Annotated in this window: 14 protein-coding genes and 2 pseudogenes; 7 read left to right on the top strand and 9 right to left on the bottom strand. The window is 54.6% G+C overall.

Annotated elements, in window-relative coordinates; all coding sequences use genetic code 11:
* Positions 1-210, top strand: a pseudogene (locus tag KP708_RS10440) (hypothetical protein); the annotation flags it as partial.
* 316 nt (positions 211-526) lie between these two features.
* Here the strand turns inward: KP708_RS10440 and KP708_RS10435 are convergent.
* The 6 genes from KP708_RS10435 to KP708_RS10410 are packed head-to-tail and all read right to left on the bottom strand — an operon-like array spanning position 527 to position 9,030.
* Positions 527-1,195, bottom strand: a complete 669-nt coding sequence (locus KP708_RS10435; protein WP_215751185.1) for a phosphoribosyltransferase — start codon at positions 1,193-1,195, stop codon at positions 527-529.
* The gene (locus KP708_RS10430; RefSeq protein ID WP_215751184.1) at positions 1,192-2,451 is read right to left on the bottom strand and encodes an amidohydrolase; all 1,260 of its coding nucleotides are present in this window, start codon (positions 2,449-2,451) and stop codon (positions 1,192-1,194) included. Before KP708_RS10430 ends, KP708_RS10435 begins: the two co-directional genes overlap by 4 nt.
* Entirely contained in the window at positions 2,452-4,227 is a 1,776-nt protein-coding gene (locus KP708_RS10425; RefSeq protein WP_215751183.1) for an adenine deaminase, read from the bottom strand.
* Entirely contained in the window at positions 4,220-5,329 is a 1,110-nt protein-coding gene (locus tag KP708_RS10420; RefSeq protein ID WP_252347555.1) for a nucleoside hydrolase, read from the bottom strand. Before KP708_RS10420 ends, KP708_RS10425 begins: the two co-directional genes overlap by 8 nt.
* On the bottom strand, positions 5,322-6,674 hold the full coding sequence (locus tag KP708_RS10415) for an NCS2 family permease (protein ID WP_215751199.1): 1,353 nt from the start codon (positions 6,672-6,674) through the stop codon (positions 5,322-5,324). The genes KP708_RS10420 and KP708_RS10415 overlap by 8 nt, the downstream gene beginning before the upstream one ends.
* 4 nt (positions 6,675-6,678) lie before the next feature.
* On the bottom strand, positions 6,679-9,030 hold the full coding sequence (locus KP708_RS10410) for a TonB-dependent receptor (RefSeq protein ID WP_215751182.1): 2,352 nt from the start codon (positions 9,028-9,030) through the stop codon (positions 6,679-6,681).
* Between the two features lie 181 nt (positions 9,031-9,211).
* Here KP708_RS10410 and KP708_RS10405 point away from each other — a divergent pair, with 181 nt between their 5' ends.
* A complete protein-coding gene (locus KP708_RS10405) occupies positions 9,212-9,970 on the top strand; it encodes a GntR family transcriptional regulator (RefSeq protein ID WP_215751181.1) in 759 nt (252 codons plus the stop codon).
* A 35-nt stretch (positions 9,971-10,005) separates the two neighbouring features.
* Here the strand turns inward: KP708_RS10405 and KP708_RS16035 are convergent, their stop codons facing one another.
* The gene (locus KP708_RS16035; RefSeq protein ID WP_215751180.1) at positions 10,006-10,227 is read right to left on the bottom strand and encodes an aminoglycoside phosphotransferase family protein; all 222 of its coding nucleotides are present in this window, start codon (positions 10,225-10,227) and stop codon (positions 10,006-10,008) included.
* A gap of 475 nt (positions 10,228-10,702) precedes the next feature.
* A complete protein-coding gene (locus tag KP708_RS10395) occupies positions 10,703-11,599 on the bottom strand; it encodes an oxidoreductase (RefSeq protein ID WP_215751179.1) in 897 nt (298 codons plus the stop codon).
* 96 nt (positions 11,600-11,695) lie between these two features.
* Between KP708_RS10395 and KP708_RS10390 the strand changes: the two genes are divergently transcribed.
* The 5 genes and pseudogenes from KP708_RS10390 (at position 11,696) to KP708_RS10375 (ending at position 15,591) form a co-directional block, all read left to right on the top strand.
* The gene (locus tag KP708_RS10390; RefSeq protein ID WP_215751178.1) at positions 11,696-12,580 is read left to right on the top strand and encodes a MurR/RpiR family transcriptional regulator; all 885 of its coding nucleotides are present in this window, start codon (positions 11,696-11,698) and stop codon (positions 12,578-12,580) included.
* Positions 12,580-13,440, top strand: coding sequence for a DMT family transporter (locus KP708_RS10385; RefSeq protein ID WP_215751177.1), 861 nt, complete (start codon positions 12,580-12,582; stop codon positions 13,438-13,440). Before KP708_RS10390 ends, KP708_RS10385 begins: the two co-directional genes overlap by 1 nt.
* 21 nt (positions 13,441-13,461) lie before the next feature.
* Positions 13,462-13,838 (top strand): annotated as a pseudogene (locus KP708_RS15800) (IS5/IS1182 family transposase); the annotation flags it as partial.
* Between the two features lie 254 nt (positions 13,839-14,092).
* Positions 14,093-14,866 (top strand): AraC family transcriptional regulator, encoded by a 774-nt coding sequence (locus tag KP708_RS10380; RefSeq protein ID WP_215751176.1) that lies wholly within the window; start codon positions 14,093-14,095, stop codon positions 14,864-14,866.
* 98 nt (positions 14,867-14,964) lie between these two features.
* Complete coding sequence (locus tag KP708_RS10375) at positions 14,965-15,591, top strand: LysE family translocator (protein ID WP_215757177.1); 627 nt, start codon at positions 14,965-14,967, stop codon at positions 15,589-15,591.
* 841 nt (positions 15,592-16,432) lie between these two features.
* Here the strand turns inward: KP708_RS10375 and KP708_RS10370 are convergent.
* Complete coding sequence (locus KP708_RS10370; protein WP_215751174.1) at positions 16,433-17,380, bottom strand: AraC family transcriptional regulator; 948 nt, start codon at positions 17,378-17,380, stop codon at positions 16,433-16,435.
* Positions 17,381-17,487 lie beyond the last annotated feature (107 nt).

Below are 17,487 nucleotides of genomic sequence, written 5' to 3'. Positions count from 1 at the left end.
CTGACCGCTCATCTGTCCCTGTCCAACCTGTCAGGCTGGCATGGACTGGAATCTTCCACACACCGCTGGACGGATGGCGATGCGACGTTGCCGCTGCAAAGCGGAAATAGCAGCAGGGAACCGGGTATTCTTTCCATTCAGGTCGTGTCCAGCGGACCCTATCTGATGGAGGATCGCTCTGCTCTGCCCGAACTCCGTCAGGTCGGATAACAGCCTCTGGGTACTGATGGGGAAGCCTCGGCTTCCCCACTGTGTCACAAATCACGATACAAATATTTCCAAATTGCTCTGTATCTGCCGTGTTACAACGCGTCATGCCAGATCCCCGAACGACTTCTTCTCGGCCATCGGTCTCGTTGCAACCGTCTTCTCTTTGTTATGAAGCCTGCGCTTAGAAGAAATAGTCTCCGCCAATCCCGGAGCGCTTTAGATATCGGATTTCCAGACTCAATAATACTGATAAACGCAGCGTATGTAGAATGCACTTCCATGTCGTCAGACCATTCCTGAATTTCCGAAATGGCTCTTACATACGACCATTAAGCCCATCCACAATCCAGGTTTCATCATTTTTTATAAATAAAGGAGATGAAAAGCAGCTTTTAATAGGAAACGAGAACCGACTTCTCCAGCGCTCACTCTGAGTCATAACGCACAAAGCAGCGAAAGGAGAGTGGCCAATACTCTCCAATATTTTAACTGCGGCAAAGAGCGATTGACCAGTGCTGACTACGTCGTCAACAAGCAAAATTCTTTTTGCGCTTGCCAGTAAAGGTAGAAGATTAGGATCAAAATAGAGGCGCTTCTTACTGTCCGGCGTGGTGATTGACGACAGTGGTAATGACAGTTGATCGTCATACCAGAATTTACGGGACGTACTCAGCGGAATAAAGCGTTCATGATTACACCCTTTGGCCACGGCTGCTGCTAGGCCAAGACCTAGCGTAGGCATTCCAACAATAAGATCGGGTGCAAGAAGCAGTGCCTGTCGGACAAGGTCCTGGCAGAGTACATCGAAAACTCTGAAAGACGTTTGATTGACGAGCAGGGAAGCAACTGCTGTTTTTCCATCAGGGAGGGGACGCAAGGGAAGATCCAGATGCTTCCCCTCGAAGCAGACACGATACCGGTCAGTATAAGGCGGAACCAAAAGCTCGTCAGGCGCGAAATCCTGCCAGAAGGAGAGTGTACTCATTGGGTCTTCTCCACAAAGGAGACCAGGATATCGACAGCTTTTTCCAGCGCGCTTTCATCAAAATCAAAGGCACTGGCATGATGTGGGGCAGTGAGGTCCGCTCCAATCAGACAATACCCAGCCTGGCCACCGCGCTCCTGCACGCGCTGCATCATAAATGTGGCGTCATCGCCTCCGCCAATTGGCCAGGTTTGAATAACTTCTCCACCCTTGGCGGCCAGCACAGCATGATGAAGACGTTCCGTGATACTGGTGTCTGATATGGCGCTGATGGCCGTGCCGTATACGTCGATATTTACAGTTGCTCCTTGTGTGAGGGCCGCGCCTTCCAGAGTTCTTCTGGCTCCCGATGTCAGACGCTTCAAACCGTCATTGGTCGAAGCGCGCAGTTCCATTTCTAAGGTCGCTTCATCAGCGATCACGTTCCGGGTGCGGCCGGCATGTAGCAAGCCTACATTGATCCGTGTATCTGCCTGACCATCGCGGGGGAGGGCGTACAGTGCAGGAATAGAAATTGCGGCCGCGAGGAGAGCGTTGCGCCCTTCCTCGGGGCACATTGCTGCGTGGGCTGCAAAACCTTTGAACGTCACATTCCATTTTTCTGCCCATAGGAAACCGTCTGCGGCCAAGGCAATCGTCCCACTGGGCAACTGACATCCGAGATGTGCAGCCAGAAAAATATCGACGTCATCCAGAAGCCCGTGATTGACGATGGGCTGTGCACCCCGGCCACCTTCTTCAGCGGGCTGAAAAATTAGGCGGAGCGTTCCCCTCCAGATCGTTTCAGGAGATGCCAGGCGGGCAGCAACAGCGAGGCCAATGGCTGTATGTCCGTCATGCCCGCATGCATGCATCCTTCCTTCATAAGATGAGGAAAAGCCCTTTAGGGAAGGCAGGTGCGTGTCGTCTTTGATCTCCTGAACAGGCAGCGCGTCCATATCAAATCGCAAAGCGATTACAGGCCCGTCACCGCGCTTGAGATCGCCGCACACAGCTGTCTGGCCGTCTGGCATGCGGGAAATCCATAAAGGACTTGCGCCAGCAACACGTGCTGCCTCTTGTGCCTGTTGATGGCTTTCTTTCGATGGTAACCCACGAACACCGTCCATGGACATGACTTCCGGGCCGACACGGACCGCATATCCGAGCTCAGCAAGGCGTTCTGCAACCAGAGCAGCTGTGCGATATTCGAGAAAGGCCGTTTCTGGAAAACTGTGAAAACTCCGGCGCATGCCAATGACGTCATGGGGGAGCATTCAGCAGGTCTCCAGCACCATGTCTGTCACAATTTCCCCAGTCATACCGTCCGTAATGCCCAGATCTGTCACATGTGGACCTGGATTGCAGGCCAGTGACGCTCCGGTGACCAGCTTGATCATGGACGTAGGCCCATCCCAGGTCGTGCCAGTCGCAGCGGCATCCCGAACGGAGGCAAACTGGCGGGCCACATTCTCCGGGGTCTCGGTTGAAAGAAGGCCACAGACGGGAAGAGGCAAGAGCGCGACAATACGGCCATCACGCGCCACAGCCATGCCGCCGCCGCTTTCAATCAACGTATTGGCAACAAGCGCCATATCTTCAGGGTTCCGCCCGAAGACAGCCAGATTGTGACTGTCATGCAGAATGGTTGTGCCAATCGTCGCCGACCAGTCTCCCCATCCTTCCAGAATACCCAGACCGGGCGGGGTATTCTCACCATAACGGTTAAACACAGCCATCAGGGCTGTTTCATCAGGAAGCACGAGTGAACCGTTAAGAACATCCATTTCCCGTTCTGCCCACTGGGTGGTGCGAGGTGTGCGAACTGTACGGATAAGAGCCTTACGCGCATGCGGAACCGAGATGCGGAAATCATTTGGGGTAACTGGTGAGCGCCGAACGGTGTTCAACGGAAGTCCAGGCAGTTCTGCTGGCAGTGTCGCCAGCAGTGTTCCATTGGAGGCTACATGAATACCTGACGCAAAAACTTCCTGAGGCGTGAAGTCTGTCAGATTATTGAAGACGACCAGGTCTGCACGTCGTCCGGCTGCGACAAGGCCAAGATCCCTTCTTTCGATCCGCATGGCAGCGTTCAAAGTGGCACAACGGAGAGCATCCATGGGACACATCCCCAAAGACACCAACAACCGAAGATGATGGATCATGCCGCCCCGGCGCAGGAGATCGTCAGGGAAGATATCGTCCGTGCAGAGTGTTACGGTCTGCGGAACGCAGGCAAGCTCTTTGAAGGCCTCAATGGCGTCCGGCAAAATATTTTCGTGGGAGACCCGCAATTCCAATGTCATGCCGGCGCGGAGCTTTTCCAGAATGTCTGCTTTACTGGTTAACTCATGGTCAGATTCAATACCCGCCGCCATGAAGGCTTGCAGGTGAGAGCCGCACAGATTGCGGGCATGACCACAAACGAGCTTCCCACTTGCGAGACCGGTGTTGACGATGCCTTCCATACGGTCAGACCCGGCCACGACGCCGCGCATGTCCATTACTTCGGCCACTCCAATAACTTCAGGCCAGGACAGCATTTCTTCCATCGCACCAGCATCGAAGACGGCTCCAGAGCGTTCGAGGCCGGGTGCTGACGGAACGCAGGAAGGTGCTTCGACCAGAATACGGAGCGGCAGACCCTTGGTTGCATTGATGGCCCATCGGACACCGTCCAGCCCGCTGACATTCCCGATTTCATGGGGGTCCCAGCACACGGTTGTTGTTCCTTGAGGCACAACAGTCTGTGCATAAATGCGGGGTGTCACCATGGAGCTCTCGATGTGCATATGCGCGTCGATCAGTCCGGGGGCAATGATCTTGCCAGAAAGGTCCAGTATTGTCCCGGCATCTGCGCGTGTTCCGGGCGGATGCACGCTGGCAATGAGTGCCCCAACAAGTCCTACGTCGGCCTGCCTGACTTCACCCGTGGCGACATCAGCAACTGAGCCATTGATTAACAGGATGTCAAACGGCAGGCGGCCGGCCGCTGCACTGACGGCGCGGCGACGTAATTCAGGGTCGTTCAGGGGATTGTTTACATCAATCATGGCTGTTCATCCTGTTCGCAGCCTCAATAAAGCCTTTGACAAACCGGTCTTTGTCCACGCCCGTTACGACAATGACGGGACGTTCACCAATATGGGGGCGGGTCGCTTCAGGCCACGCGTGAGCATAGCCGTAATTGGGCCCATGGGTCAGATCGACGTCCATATAGGCTGTCACGCTGGAGGTAATGAGGGAAGGGTCCAGAGCAATGGCAGCGGCAAGTTCATCCCACATCGGTTGTGGACGGAAATAATGCTTCAGATAATCCGAGACGGCACCCGGATTACGAGCTGCCTGATCCCGAATGTCTGGTGTCATACGGATCGGGTTAGCGACGGCCCCGATTGAGATGATTTCGGGGAAAGGTGCTTCGAGTGTAATACTCGCTGCCTCAGGATCGAACATGAGATTAAAGTCGGTATAATAGTCTGCACTATCCGTAACCTGACGCAGGTTACCGTCTACGATGGCTCCCATGAAAACTAGCTTTTTGCAAAGCGCGGCAAAGTCGGGATCCAGTTTGATGGCAAGTGCAATATTGGTCAGTGGGCCAGCCGCCAGAACAGTCACTTGATGTGGATGAGCATGGACCTGACGGATCAGGAAGAGGGCAGCTGTTTCCGTTGATATGGCCCGTAAGGAAGCACCTTCTTTAAGCGGTCCGACCGGAGGTTGCAGATCAGGGGCATTACCACGCCATGCGCCTTTCCATGGCATTTTCCCGTTAGACTGCTCCCATGCCAGCAGACGAGGGCGCGAGTTGACGAGGGGCTGTGTTGCACCGGGAATAACCGGTACCGTGGCAGCAATGTCGGCAATATCCAGAAAGCGCGAAAGATGAGCGACAGCTTCGTTTTCCCATCCATCCCCAATCACCACAGTGAAGCCCAGGAAATCTGAAGTATCCTTGCGTCCGAGGATGGGAATAACAGACTGGATGTTCGTGCCGCCGGGGCCTGCAAAGTCATTGTCGAAGATCAGATAGCCTTTTGTGGGGGCAGCACCAGCGGGGAATATGGGCGTGATGCAAGATAGCGCTGCAAGGCCAAGGAGAAGGGCAGAAAAGCAGTTTTTCAAAAACATAAAATAGATCTTCTCACGCATGATGACCGTGCAGGTTGGCCGATACGACAAAAAATAGAACGAAAATAACGCAAAGCCCCCAGACCACCGGCGTGATACTCCGCCTGCGGCCTGTGGCGAGCGCCATGATCACGTAAGAAAAAGTTCCGATTGCCATGCCGTTGATCAGATTGCCCGTCAGGAGGGCGAAAATAAATGTCAGGATCGCAGGAGCGCTTTCTTTGAGGTTGGACAAATCAAGATGCCGCACGCCCTGAAACATCATCATGCCGACCATGAGCAGGGAAGGGGCTGTGGCCTGAGGGGGAATGATCATGAACAGCGGCCAGAAAAACAGTGCGGTCAAAAAGCCTCCGGCAATGACCAGAGCTGTCAGACCTGTCCGACCACCTGCGTGGACGCCAGTGATCGACTCTGAATAGACGGCGGCAATAGATGTTCCGAGCAATGGGCCTACGATGCTGGCAAGGGCATCGGTAATGAACGCTTCTTTTGCCCGAGGGATACGTCCGCTTTCGGAGACCATCCCTGCAGCCGTGGTGACACCAAGCAGATTTGCCAAAGTCCCGAACAATTCCGTGCACAGGAAGAAGAACAACATTGGCAGCACATAGAAAAAATGGTGCACCAGATACATTGGATCGAGATGAAATGCGGTTTCGTGAGGCCATTGCGGCCAGGCGACAACCTGTTCTGGCCATCGTGTGATTGTGTGCCCTGTCCCGTCCGGCAAGAACAACCCGACCAAGGTGAGAGCGATGATGGACAGGATTAACGATCCGGGGACACGTCGGGCAATGAGAACTGGCGTTAAAATGAAACCTGCCAGTGTCAAAAGAACCTTTGGGCTGCCAACCGGCCCCATCGTGACAAATGTTGAAGGATTGGCGACCACAAATCCTGAATTGCGCATGCCAATGAACATGATCACCAGACCAACGGCCACCTGAATACCGATGCGCAGCGTATCTGGAATATCGTGGGCGATCCGCTCCCGGATGCGTGTCAGACTCATCAACAGAAAAATAACGCCTGTCACGCAAGCAAGCGCTAGGGCGGCAGGCCAAGGGACATTCATCTGCTTTACGAGAATGATCGCAAAGACGACATTCGAACCCATCGCTGCACCGACACCCAACGGCAGATTGGCCAACAGACCCATGACCGTCGTGCCAAAAATGGCCACGAGGCAAGTGGCTGTCAGCACACTTGCCCGGTCCAGGCCAGCTTCCTGCATAATCATGGGATTGACGGCCACGCAGTAAACCATGGCTGCAAATGTTGTGAGGCCAGCAATAACCTCACGTCCGATCGTTGTACCACTGGCGGTCAGGCCAAAAAATCGGTCCAGACGGGTCATCAGCATCCGATCAGAAATCGAGTTTGACTGTTGCAAGCGCTGCAAAGCTGCCCGCAACATAGTACGTCGGTGTTCCCTGAGATGCGATTGTGGTCCCATAAAGGCCTTTGCTGGCACGGGAGGACGCTGCAATACCAGAGACACCCGACAGGTATTTGTTGTTGCCCACGTTCATGAGATTGAGCCGGACTTCTGGATGTGTGTTGAGAACCTTGGGCATACGGTAGCCAAAGTTCATATCAGCATTCACATAGCCCGGCATGGCCTGATCGTTCATGAAAGTAGAAAACTGGCGACCCACATATTTGACCGAGAAACCGGCGAAATACGTGCCGTCGTCATAGTCCAGCCCGACGGAGGCTTGAACACTGGGGCTGCGGACTGCCGTCTTTCCCGCCGTTTTCAGATAATCAGAGCCAACCTTGTAGTTATTGTCGATCGTGGCGTGCAGATATTCAGCCGAGATATACGGGTGCAGGTGGTGCCACGGATGCAGCCCGATTTCGACATCCACACCGCGCGATGTCTGACCACCCGCGTTGATGTTCTGTGTGATCTGGGCGTTATTGATCGTGACCTGCGTTGCGACCTGACGGTTGGTAAAGTTGTAATTGAAAAATGTGATTGAGCCGTTCAGAATATTATCCTGATAACGGTATCCGATTTCTTCCGAGATAGAATACTCGGTTTTCTGCGTGGGATTTGCGAGCGTCGCAACCTTGCCTGTGGTTGCACTATAGGTGTTGTAGAGCGCGTTAAGCGTCGGTGTCCGAAAGTTCGTGGCCACGTCCGCAAAGATCTGGCTGTGACTATCTATTTTATAGCGCGCGCCCAGATTAGGTGTGGTCACGGCAGCGTTCATGCTGGTGCGATACTGGGCGCCGGGCAGATAGTTGTAACCAATACGTGTCACCATTGATTCTTTGACGCCTGCTTCAATGCGCAGTCTGTTGTGCAGCGCATTGAAGGTATCGCCAAAGAACAGGGAATTGACCCGTGTCACGGTTAGGTTGTCGTAGCTCGCCAGTCGCGTACCATCTGAGAGCTTCACATTACCCAGGTAGCCCCAGACATTTGCCGGACCACCATTTGCGCCCACTTCGCTGTATGGGTTGAGCATTCGCTGACGCGACCAATCAAACCAGTAACCAAACACAAACGTATGATGGCCGATCGTATAGTGGACCTTTGAGACCATTCCCGGGCGATAGACGTATGGTGTCCCGAAGGGCGTGTACATCATAACCTTGTCATTGGTCGTGCCATTGCCATTCAGATCAACGCTGTATCGCTGGTTCCCTGAGTACACGGCATTTTCTGACATTAAAGATGCCGACGCGATCGTTCCGGAGTTCCAGTAGAAGTAAGGCGTGAAATCAAAGCCGAGGTGGCTATTGACCACGATATTCTGCGGCGCACTGAGAATAAGAACTCGATAGGGGCTCTGGTGCAGTTTCCAGTACCGTGTGTCTGTGGGCGAGAAGTCCACGGAATAGTTGGCGTGTCGACCATACTGTTGCCAGGCAGAAAGGCTTGGATTGAGATAGGATACTTTCATGGAATCGTCGAAGGTCAAGGCAACTGAGCTTCTGCTTCCGTTCGCCCAGTCCTTTACCAGTTTGGCGTCGATGTGCTGTTTGTGATCATTACCCGCACCACGGAAATGGGGCTCTTCCAGATGCGACCACGCGACAAATGCGCGCATTCCGGTATTGCCGATGTCTCCCGTCTGAAGGCGCACATATTCCCGATGGGTGTTATAGGAACCGAAAGACCCGGCCACGGTTCCTCCCATCTTATGGGACGGATCGATCAGGTTCATTGTTACCAGACCACCGGAGGCACCAATCGTCGGGGAGTCCAGATTGGCTGACCCTTGTTGCATTGTCACTTCATTGAGGTTTTCTGAATCCACCCATTCCGTCGGGAACGCCATGTAGGACCCAATATCATTGAGTGGGGCACCTTCAACCGTAAATCCGATCTGATCGCTGTTCATGCCGCGGATCGTCATGTTTCCACTGACCATGCCAAAGGGATCTGCACTTGCAACATTGGCGCCGGGCATGTTTCCCAGAAGTTTGAACACGTTCGGCGTCGGGGCCTGTTTGGCAATATAGGCTTGAGTAATTTCGCTTCTTGATTTTGCCCCATTCTGGGCGACCATTCTGCCGCCGCCAGCCGCTGCACCAGCTACGCGGATAACTTCCGAGCGCTCCGCTGAGAGAGACGTTGCCTTGCGATGAGGGGCCGAATGGTGTTTGTCGGTGCTGGATGGGTGGTCCGACAGGGTTGCCGCATGCGCGGGCAGACAGACTAGGCTGCCGAGAAACGTGGTACCTAGAAGGATTGAAGTACGCATGACTGATGAAGCTCCCGGCCAAACACGGAGACACGACGAAAACGGGCTCGTTCTGCCTCTCACCCGGGACTGTCAGTGAGTGAATCGGCAAAGACGTCTTAAGTTGTTATAAGACGTCCTGTTACTGATTTTCTCTAAGATTTCAATCCATAAATGCAACAATATAGGAAAAATCTTGCTTATGCCTGACGCTGTGTTTGTGGCTGCGCTGGATATGAATGGCGCAGAGCCGCTTTATCTTCAGGTGGCCCGACATATTTCCAGCCTTATCGGTAAAGACAGCCGCTTTGTGGAGCGTCTGCCGTCTGAAGCTGAGCTATGCCGATTGTATGCCGTGAGCAGGATTACGATCAGACAGGCCCTTGCTTCCCTGGCAGAGCGGGACATTGTTGTGCGGCAACATGGGCGAGGGACCTTTGTGGGATCTCTCCATCGACCCGGTCGGCAGAAAACGATCCATTCCTTCTTCGATATCCTGTCGAGCAAGGGGCTAAGGCCGGAAATGATCATGCTGGATTACCAGATGCGTCTTCCCCCTCAGGAGGTAGCCAAGGCCTTTGAATCGGTGGAACAGGCTCTGTTTATCCGGCGTGGATATAGGAGCGAGCACACTCCTCTTGGCGTCACGGAAGTCTTTTATCCGGGGCATCTGGCGTCCGCCATTACGCGCGAGATGGCCTCTGCCCGGACCTCAACGGCCATTCTGCGAGAAGAGCTTGGACTTCGGGTCACGCATGCAGATATCTCGATCGGCCTTTCCCGAGCGTCGGAAGATGTTGCCCAGTGGATGAAGCTTCCTGAGCAGACTACCCTGATGCGGATTGAACGTATTACAACATGTGCAGAATTAGGAGTGTGCGAATACAGTAGGCTTCTTGTTAGTGAAGCAACGGCAGATTTTAGAATTGGATTAAATGGAGATATTATAAATAATTATTAAATATAAAATTATTTATTTTATAGATTCTATGTGAATTATATATACATAATTCTATATTTATTCGTGTCTCGATCATATTCCAGAACTGTGGCAGCATCCTGCCCATCCCACAGCGTCATGATGTGATTGCCACGAATCTCATCGGGATCAGAAGTCACTTTCAACATAGCCGGAGAGCCGTCGCGGGTGACCGGCACCAAATAGGAACTCGCTGTCCGAAAAGGCGCGCCATCATCAGCAAGATGCCATCGCGACATAATAAATAGTGTCCGCTATTGGGAAATCCTTCAATGGACCAGGATGTAGGCGTATGTCGCCTGTCTGCTCAGCAGGGATAGAGCACCCAGACAGATCAGGGGGAGATTGGAAGGTCCGCTCTTGAATAAAGACTGGGAAACCCGGCATCAGGGCGAGCGCATGGTTCCTCAGTGAGCCTGCTGACTGAACTAAAACTCGCTGGAGAAATACCCATATCGCTAGCACCAAAAAAGCAGGCGCACTTACTTTATCTCCAAAATGTCTGTGGGATGAATGATTGTCGTCTAATTGTGCCATCCTCTTTCTTGCTCAAGGGGGTCCGCGTCGCCGAATAACCGTTTGAGGCAGAGCAACTCCCGCTCGATTTTAACTTAAGGCGAACGTCATCCCGCAGACCCAGTTGTCATTATCCATTGCCTTCAAAATTGGGTCGCAGGGATTTCAAAAATAATTTTGATCGTTCCTGTGACGGAATTAGCCTGGACCATCGCTTGCGGCTGCGAGGAGTGGCACAATGACATCGCTGATCGGCGTCGGGATGCCGTGGGCGCGACCTCGACGCCGGATGACGCCGTTGCGGATATCCCATTCAAGGGGGCGACCGGCTTCACGGTCCGTAAGAATGGACGTGCCCATGTCAGCAGGAAATGCCAGGAATTTGTCGAGGATGCTCTGAGGAACCTCATCACTAAGTTCAGCGCCCTCGGCGCGAGCCACGGCCAGGCATTCCCGCAGATAAGTGAGCGTCAGTCCGGCGATGTCCGACCGGCCAAACATGCCTGAGCGGCGCCGCGTGAGCACCATGAGGCCGGCTGCCGCGTTCTGCAGCAGTTTGCGCCAGGCCTGGGAAAGGAAGTCCTCGGCCAATTCTACGGAACAGCGGGAGCCCTGCAACGCCTCGACAACGATGTGTGAAGCCGACATGTCAGGCAGGGTAAGACGCACACCCCCACGCAAGCGTACCGAGCCATCGGACTCCGCCTGAACAGGAAACCACACCACAGCAGGTATGACCTGCGCCTGCGGACAGTGTGGCTCAACGCGCTCCACCTGTTCCACCCCGTTTTGGAGCACGCACACGACGGTCCTCGGGCGACACAGTACTGACAGCCATTCCGCCGCCGCCTCGCTTTGCGTGTCCTTGACCGCAAGGAAGACGAGGTCAGCCTTCCGATCCATTTGTCTTGGATCAGTTCTCACCGGTCCGGGAACGGTGATGAGACGACCATTATCCTGAAGAGTCAGATGCTCGCGCGGTGTGCGACCACATAGCACCGGAGTATGACCAGCTTCATACAGCGCCGTCGCGATCACGGTGCCGATTGCCCCGGGGCCTATGACAGCGACAGTGGTCCTCATATCCGTATTCATGAAAACGGCCTCCCTCGCGGAATCTTTGGCTCACATGCAGCGCATATACGCACATGACGCTTGTGTGCTCGATGCGCGCTTAGTAACTTATTACACATGACGAGAGATTATTGTAATGGAATTACAGATTCTGCTAGGCGATTGGGTCAATGGCTCGGCGGTATTCAGGCACGCACCGGCGACCTTGCTGCCAGCGAGGAGAAGGTGGTCGCACTCCTGCTCACCGATCCCTTGTTCGTCGGCACCAGCACGGCGGCGCAGGTAGCCGCCCGCGCTGGCGTTTCGGCACCAAGCGTGATCCGCGCCGCACGTGCGGTTGGGTTCAGCGGCTTTACTGAACTCAAGATTGAGATCGCCCGTGCCCGCGGCACGGCCGAATTCTTGGCACCTTCTGAAACACTCATGGCGGATGCGACGACCGCCACCGTGCTCGAAACATCTATTCGTGCAGGCACCGACGCTCTGACGGCGCTCGGCGGCGCCGTTGACACGACTGCGCTCGACAAGGCCGTTGCCTCTATCCAGAGTGCCCGCCAGGTGATCGCCTTCGGTGCAGGGCCGTCAGCAACGGTTGCTGCTGACGCCGTGTTCCGCCTGCGTGCACTTGGCGTGACGACCATCGGCATCCCGGATTATTTGTCGGCGATGATTGCCACGCGCCTGCTCGGGCCGGGCGACGTCGTTATCGCTGTCAGTTCGACGGGTCGCACGCCAACGACGCTCGGTGTCGCCGACGCCGCTGCTGCCGCAGGAGCATCGCTCATCGCGGTCACCAATCAGTATGGCACACCGTTGGCTGCCCTTGCAGACATTGCACTGGTTGTTGGTGGAGCGCCACTGCCGGCACAGATGGCTGCCGCTGGCAGCCGATTGGCCCAGCTCGTCGTCATCGACGCACTGGCCGCAGCACTTGCCTTGCGCGACCCGGAGCGTAGCCAACGGGCGGAACGAGCCGGCATCGACCTGCCCGATCTCGCCTGATGAAGCCGGGCACGGTTGAAATAATTCTTGTTGCGGCGGTCGCCCATGCGATGTGGAACCTGGCTTCGAAATACAAGCGCGGTGATACCCTGCTATTCGTCTGGGCCTATACTGGCATCTCGGCGTTGCTCTGTGTGCCAATCTGGGCCGCACTTGTAACCCCGGGGCAACAGGTGCTCGACTGGCGGCTTGCCTTGGGCGCGGCCGTCTCGGCGGTGCTCCATATTGCATACTCCCTGATCTTGCAGGTCGGATATGACCGCGCAGAGCTGGGCGTGGTCTATCCGGTAGCACGCGGCACGGGGCCATTGCTGACGATGTTCTTCGCGGTCCTCATGCTTGGAGAACACCTTACGGCAGTCGCGATGCTTGGCGCTTTCCTGATCATAGCAGGAATTCTCGTTGTCACAGGAAATCCGTTCAGGCGCGCAACTCATCACCCGCTTCAGGGTGTGTTATGGGGTGCTGCAACAGGCGCCACCATTGCAGGCTACACTCTCTGGGACAGTTATTCAGTCACTTTACTGCATCTCGCACCAGTAAGTTACTATACTGGCACGCTGCTGCTACAGGGCATATTGCTAACGCCAAGCGCACTGCGTCGGCGTCATCGGATCCCGACTGCTATCCGCGCAAACATCAAGCCAATCCTTATTGTCGCCGTGCTTTCCCCTCTAGCCTATATCCTTGTACTCAGCGCCATGCAGACGGCGCCAGTGGCACTCGTTGCCCCCCTGCGTGAATCCTCTATCGTTATAGGCTCTCTTCTCGCATGCCTGCTTTTTCACGAGGGCCATCTCACGCGCCGGATCACGGGGGCTACCGTTGTACTGATCGGGATCATGGCCGTCAGTTTTTGATGCCCCTTCACCGATGCCTCTGCCTCTGCCTGTGACGATGTCAGACTGGGGGAGGGATTGCTCGACCGCCGTAATACAGCATCGGATGTCTGGGCATAGACGGCCTACCGGTCAAAAGCCAATGAAGCTTGCATGAAAAAGCGAGGTTTTGCCTCAAAGGTTCACAGGAAAAAGTGGCATCGCAAACTCATGCCCCGTCATATCCAACGGTCCAACACTGGCAAATCCATCATTCGATCCCGTGTCGAGCATCTCTCTCTGCTGATCAGAAGTCACAGACGTGACTGTTTGTCTGCACTGTAGGCATCGCCTGTGCCGCGATGAGGATCGAGCTGACCAAAATCGTCTACAACCTGCGCGGTTTTCTATTTCTGGAACGGAGCAGCGTCGCCGCGTAGAAAACCAGGGCATGGTGACTTCAATCAATGGCTCTTCGATCCCTCCAAATGCGAGTGGTAAGATTGCGTTGATTTCCGGTTCTTGTTCGGCAAGGTGCAGGCGGTTATGTCCTGCTTAGCGCGAGGCTAGCTGACCCGGTCTCAGAATAACAATGTGCAAGGACTGTATGGGCGCTAATCTCGAAAAAATAAGTAGCTGCCCGCCATGCGCAGACCCGCATAGCGATATCCAAGCATTCTGGCGGGATCCGGCCTTGCCTTTCGTCAAGAGCCGCCGCGCCTGCCAGAGCTGGGCCTGTTACAAGCCCCACCATCATCCGACCTTTTCAATTGGTGCTGTGGATGGCGGCACCAGCGTCTTTACAGGCGCTCCGAGTGGCCCAGTCCTCCTGTCTCCTGGCACGCTCGTCTTCATACCTGCATCGCGTGTTCATGCGTGCAACCCAGCTCCCAACACCGCATGGAGCTATCAGATGCTGCATCTGGATGCCCCATGGCTCCAGGCTGTTCGGCGAGAGTACCTTCGAACTGAATCGATGGAAGATGAGCCGGTGCGTATTGTGACCGATCCCATGATCTATGCGCGCCTCTGTCGTCTCAATGCGCTGCTGTTCGGAGAAGCCGATCCTATCGAGAAGGAGGCCGCTTTGATCGAGTTTGTCGTGGACTACGACAGCGAACAGGGGCTTTTTATTGAAAGGCCACTCGTCCCTTCGAACCTTGCCGAGCAGATTCAACCAGCCCTAGACTATCTGTATACGCAACCCACCGTCAGTACGACCTTGGACAAATTGGCTGCCCTGGCAGGCATGAGCCGCTATCAAGTCATTCGGGCGTTCCGCGCGGTCACCGGCATGACACCGCACGCCTGGCAGCTCAATCAGCGCGTCAATCTTGCCAGGGAGTGGATTCAAAGCGAGGACAGCCTTGCAGACGTGGCCCACAACCTTGGCTTTGCGGATCAGGCACACTTTCAGCGAGTGTTCAAAGCGCATGCTGGTGTGACGCCTGGCCGTTTCCGGGGCTGACGACGGCACAGCTGCAATTTTCTTCAATACAGAAGGTGCTTTGGTGAGCACACTGTGTGGAAAAAACGACGAGTGTGTCCTGAATGCAGCCATTCCTGATGATCGCCGCAGCGCATTTCCTGGCGCTGCTTTCTCCCGGCCCCGATTTCTTCCTGATCGCCCGAAATTCGCTGTCTTCCGGTTGGCGGGTCGCCAGCGGTGCCTGTCTGGGTATTGCTGCCGCCAACGGCGTGTTCATCGTCGCCGCACTTGCGGGGCTTGCCGCGCTGAGCCGAGAAAGCACGTGGTTCGTGATCCTTCAGCTGATCGGTTGCGCTTATCTGCTCTATCTCGGCGTGCTGTTCATTCGGCATGCTGGTACCAGCGGCTTGGGAAGTGTGCTGACTCAAGACAGCCACGTCGCGCGATCCAGTCTTTGGTTCGGCGCCTGGCGCCGCGCCGCCAGCATGGGCTTCCTGTCAGGGATACTTAATCCCAAGAATGCGCTATTTTATGCCAGTCTGGCGACAATGCTGACTGGGCCTTACGCCAGCACAGGCTGGAAAGCGTTCTATGGCATCTGGATGTTCAGCGTTGTGTTACTATGGGATCTTCTGGTGGCGGCCATGATTGGCAATCAGGCCATCCTGCAGCGTTTCGCCCGGGTGCTGCCGTGGCTAGAGCGCGTTTCCGGTGCCATGCTGATTCTGCTGGCTGTAGGTGTCATCATTTTCATGATGCATTGAGACACATCGAAGTCTGTGCGGTAAGAAACCGTCTTCTACCGGCGTTGTTATCGATTGCAATGGCTCGACCACGCTAGTGTTCTATCCCGCAAATAGCTTCGCTGTGGTGATGCAAATCTGGACGAAAGCATCGATTATCTCAATGAGATCCCAAGCACTGACGAAAGAAGCGTAGCGGATGTAGTGGGAACGCCCCCTGCTTTGGATAGGTTTTCTATGATTTCCTTTCTCATCTTTTGATGAGGGGGGATGGAGCGAAGCACCCAAGTTTCTTTGATGTCGAAAAGCGTCTGGCTCGCCTGAGCAGCCCAAGATGCAGGGGCGCGAAAGCTTTTAATGCTCCGTTATCTTCTTGATACAAATTTTTGTATCCGTATTTTGCTTGATCGTCCAAAAGACCTAGGCGAACGTTATCAATGAGAACGCCAAGGTACTCTGTATCTCAGATGTCGTGCTCTACGAAGTTCTCTATGGAGCCGAAAAATCTCAAATCCGGCAAAGATCCGGCGTGAAATCGAGCATTTTGCCGCGCGTCAGTCTGTTTTGCTGTTTGATAATGATGTCGCTGCGTACACGACAGAAATCAGGGCTGACCTAGAAGCTCCTGGTTGTGTCATCCGCCCTTACGATTTGATGATTTCTGACCATGCCCGGAGCAGGGGGCTTGTTGTTGTAACCGGAAATCTACAAGAATTTACCCTGGTAAACAGTCCGAGGATTGGATGGGAGACTAACGTAGGCAGCGAAATGCCCGCATTGAAATATCAGCAGGCAACAAATGAACTACCGATCAAGATCTACAATTTCTTTGATAAACGCCAAGAAAACACTGGCTCCGAGACTATTTTCCCTGCACCCGACGGCTGTAGCCTGGTGATGTCCCTGTGATCCGCTTGTAAGCACGGCTGAAGGCGGCCTGAGATGTATAGCCGAGGCGATCGGCCACTCTCTCAATTGACATTCTGTCGTAAGCGAGCCAGGTCTGGGCGATGCGCATCCGCAGATCTCCAGCGTAGCGCAAAGGCGGAACGCCAATTGTTTCCTGAAATCGCTTTGCAAACACCGAGCGCGAAAGGCCGCTTTCCGCTGCCAAATCCGCGACGGTCCAGTCACGTCCGGGGTGACGATGCAGGGCAAGAATAGCGCGCGACAGTTTTGGCTCTCGCAGAGCGGTTACAAAAGCGGAACTGTTTCCACACCCACATTCAACCCAGCCTCTGACAATGACCGCCATCACAACATCGGCGAGACGGGCGAGAATACCGGCATCTCCCACGCGCCCGGTGCAGGCTTCCTGTTCCATGGCTGTCAAAATCGGCATGAGTTCAAGATAACGCTGGCTCGTGGCGTCAATCATCATGATCTCTGGCATCAGGGGGACAAGTCCCTGCAGGCCCCCGAGATCAAACTCCATGCAGCCACTAAAGAAAATCGTATGGGGTGTGCCGATGGAGCAAGCCTCCACCGCACACATGGTCTTGCTGAGGGGAACGACATCGTAGTGGTCGATATCCTGAACTGGAGCCGTCGGGTCGGAGAGAATTTGATGGGCACTCCCTTGCGGAAGGAACACCGCATTTCCCGCCGAGAGCGTCTGAAGCGCACCATCTTCAGTAAGTAGCTTTGCTGTTCCGGTCGCCAGAAAATGGAAATAGGCGCAACCGGGTTTTGCCTTGAAAGCAAAGCCAAAAGAGGACCCAGCATGAATGCGACGGTATTGAATGCCACGCAAACGCATCCCGAGAAGCAGTTCGCTCATGAGGTCAGAGGACGGAGCAATCTGGTCCAATGGCGGAATATCCCGGCGTTGTAGTCAAAGAATACAGATTCACAGTCATAGATCGTCCTGAGTATGCCGCATAGCCTGTGTTGCAACAGCAACTCTGAGGACGTTTT

Source organism: Gluconobacter sp. P5H9_a (genome assembly GCF_018812085.1).
In the GTDB taxonomy this organism is placed as follows: domain Bacteria; phylum Pseudomonadota; class Alphaproteobacteria; order Acetobacterales; family Acetobacteraceae; genus Gluconobacter.
This window is presented reverse-complemented; position numbering and strand designations above follow the sequence as displayed.

Coding starts and splice junctions, on each gene's coding strand:
- KP708_RS10395 (WP_215751179.1), bottom strand. CDS start 11,599: ATGAATACGGATATGAGGACCACTGTCGCTGTCATAGGCCCCGGGGCA.
- KP708_RS10420 (WP_252347555.1), bottom strand. CDS start 5,329: ATGCGTGAGAAGATCTATTTTATGTTTTTGAAAAACTGCTTTTCTGCC.
- KP708_RS10375 (WP_215757177.1), top strand. CDS start 14,965: ATGATCGCCGCAGCGCATTTCCTGGCGCTGCTTTCTCCCGGCCCCGAT.
- KP708_RS10410 (WP_215751182.1), bottom strand. CDS start 9,030: ATGCGTACTTCAATCCTTCTAGGTACCACGTTTCTCGGCAGCCTAGTC.
- KP708_RS10415 (WP_215751199.1), bottom strand. CDS start 6,674: ATGCTGATGACCCGTCTGGACCGATTTTTTGGCCTGACCGCCAGTGGT.
- KP708_RS10405 (WP_215751181.1), top strand. CDS start 9,212: ATGCCTGACGCTGTGTTTGTGGCTGCGCTGGATATGAATGGCGCAGAG.
- KP708_RS10430 (WP_215751184.1), bottom strand. CDS start 2,451: ATGCTCCCCCATGACGTCATTGGCATGCGCCGGAGTTTTCACAGTTTT.
- KP708_RS10390 (WP_215751178.1), top strand. CDS start 11,696: ATGACGAGAGATTATTGTAATGGAATTACAGATTCTGCTAGGCGATTG.
- KP708_RS10435 (WP_215751185.1), bottom strand. CDS start 1,195: ATGAGTACACTCTCCTTCTGGCAGGATTTCGCGCCTGACGAGCTTTTG.
- KP708_RS16035 (WP_215751180.1), bottom strand. CDS start 10,227: ATGTCGCGATGGCATCTTGCTGATGATGGCGCGCCTTTTCGGACAGCG.
- KP708_RS10425 (WP_215751183.1), bottom strand. CDS start 4,227: ATGATTGATGTAAACAATCCCCTGAACGACCCTGAATTACGTCGCCGC.
- KP708_RS10385 (WP_215751177.1), top strand. CDS start 12,580: ATGAAGCCGGGCACGGTTGAAATAATTCTTGTTGCGGCGGTCGCCCAT.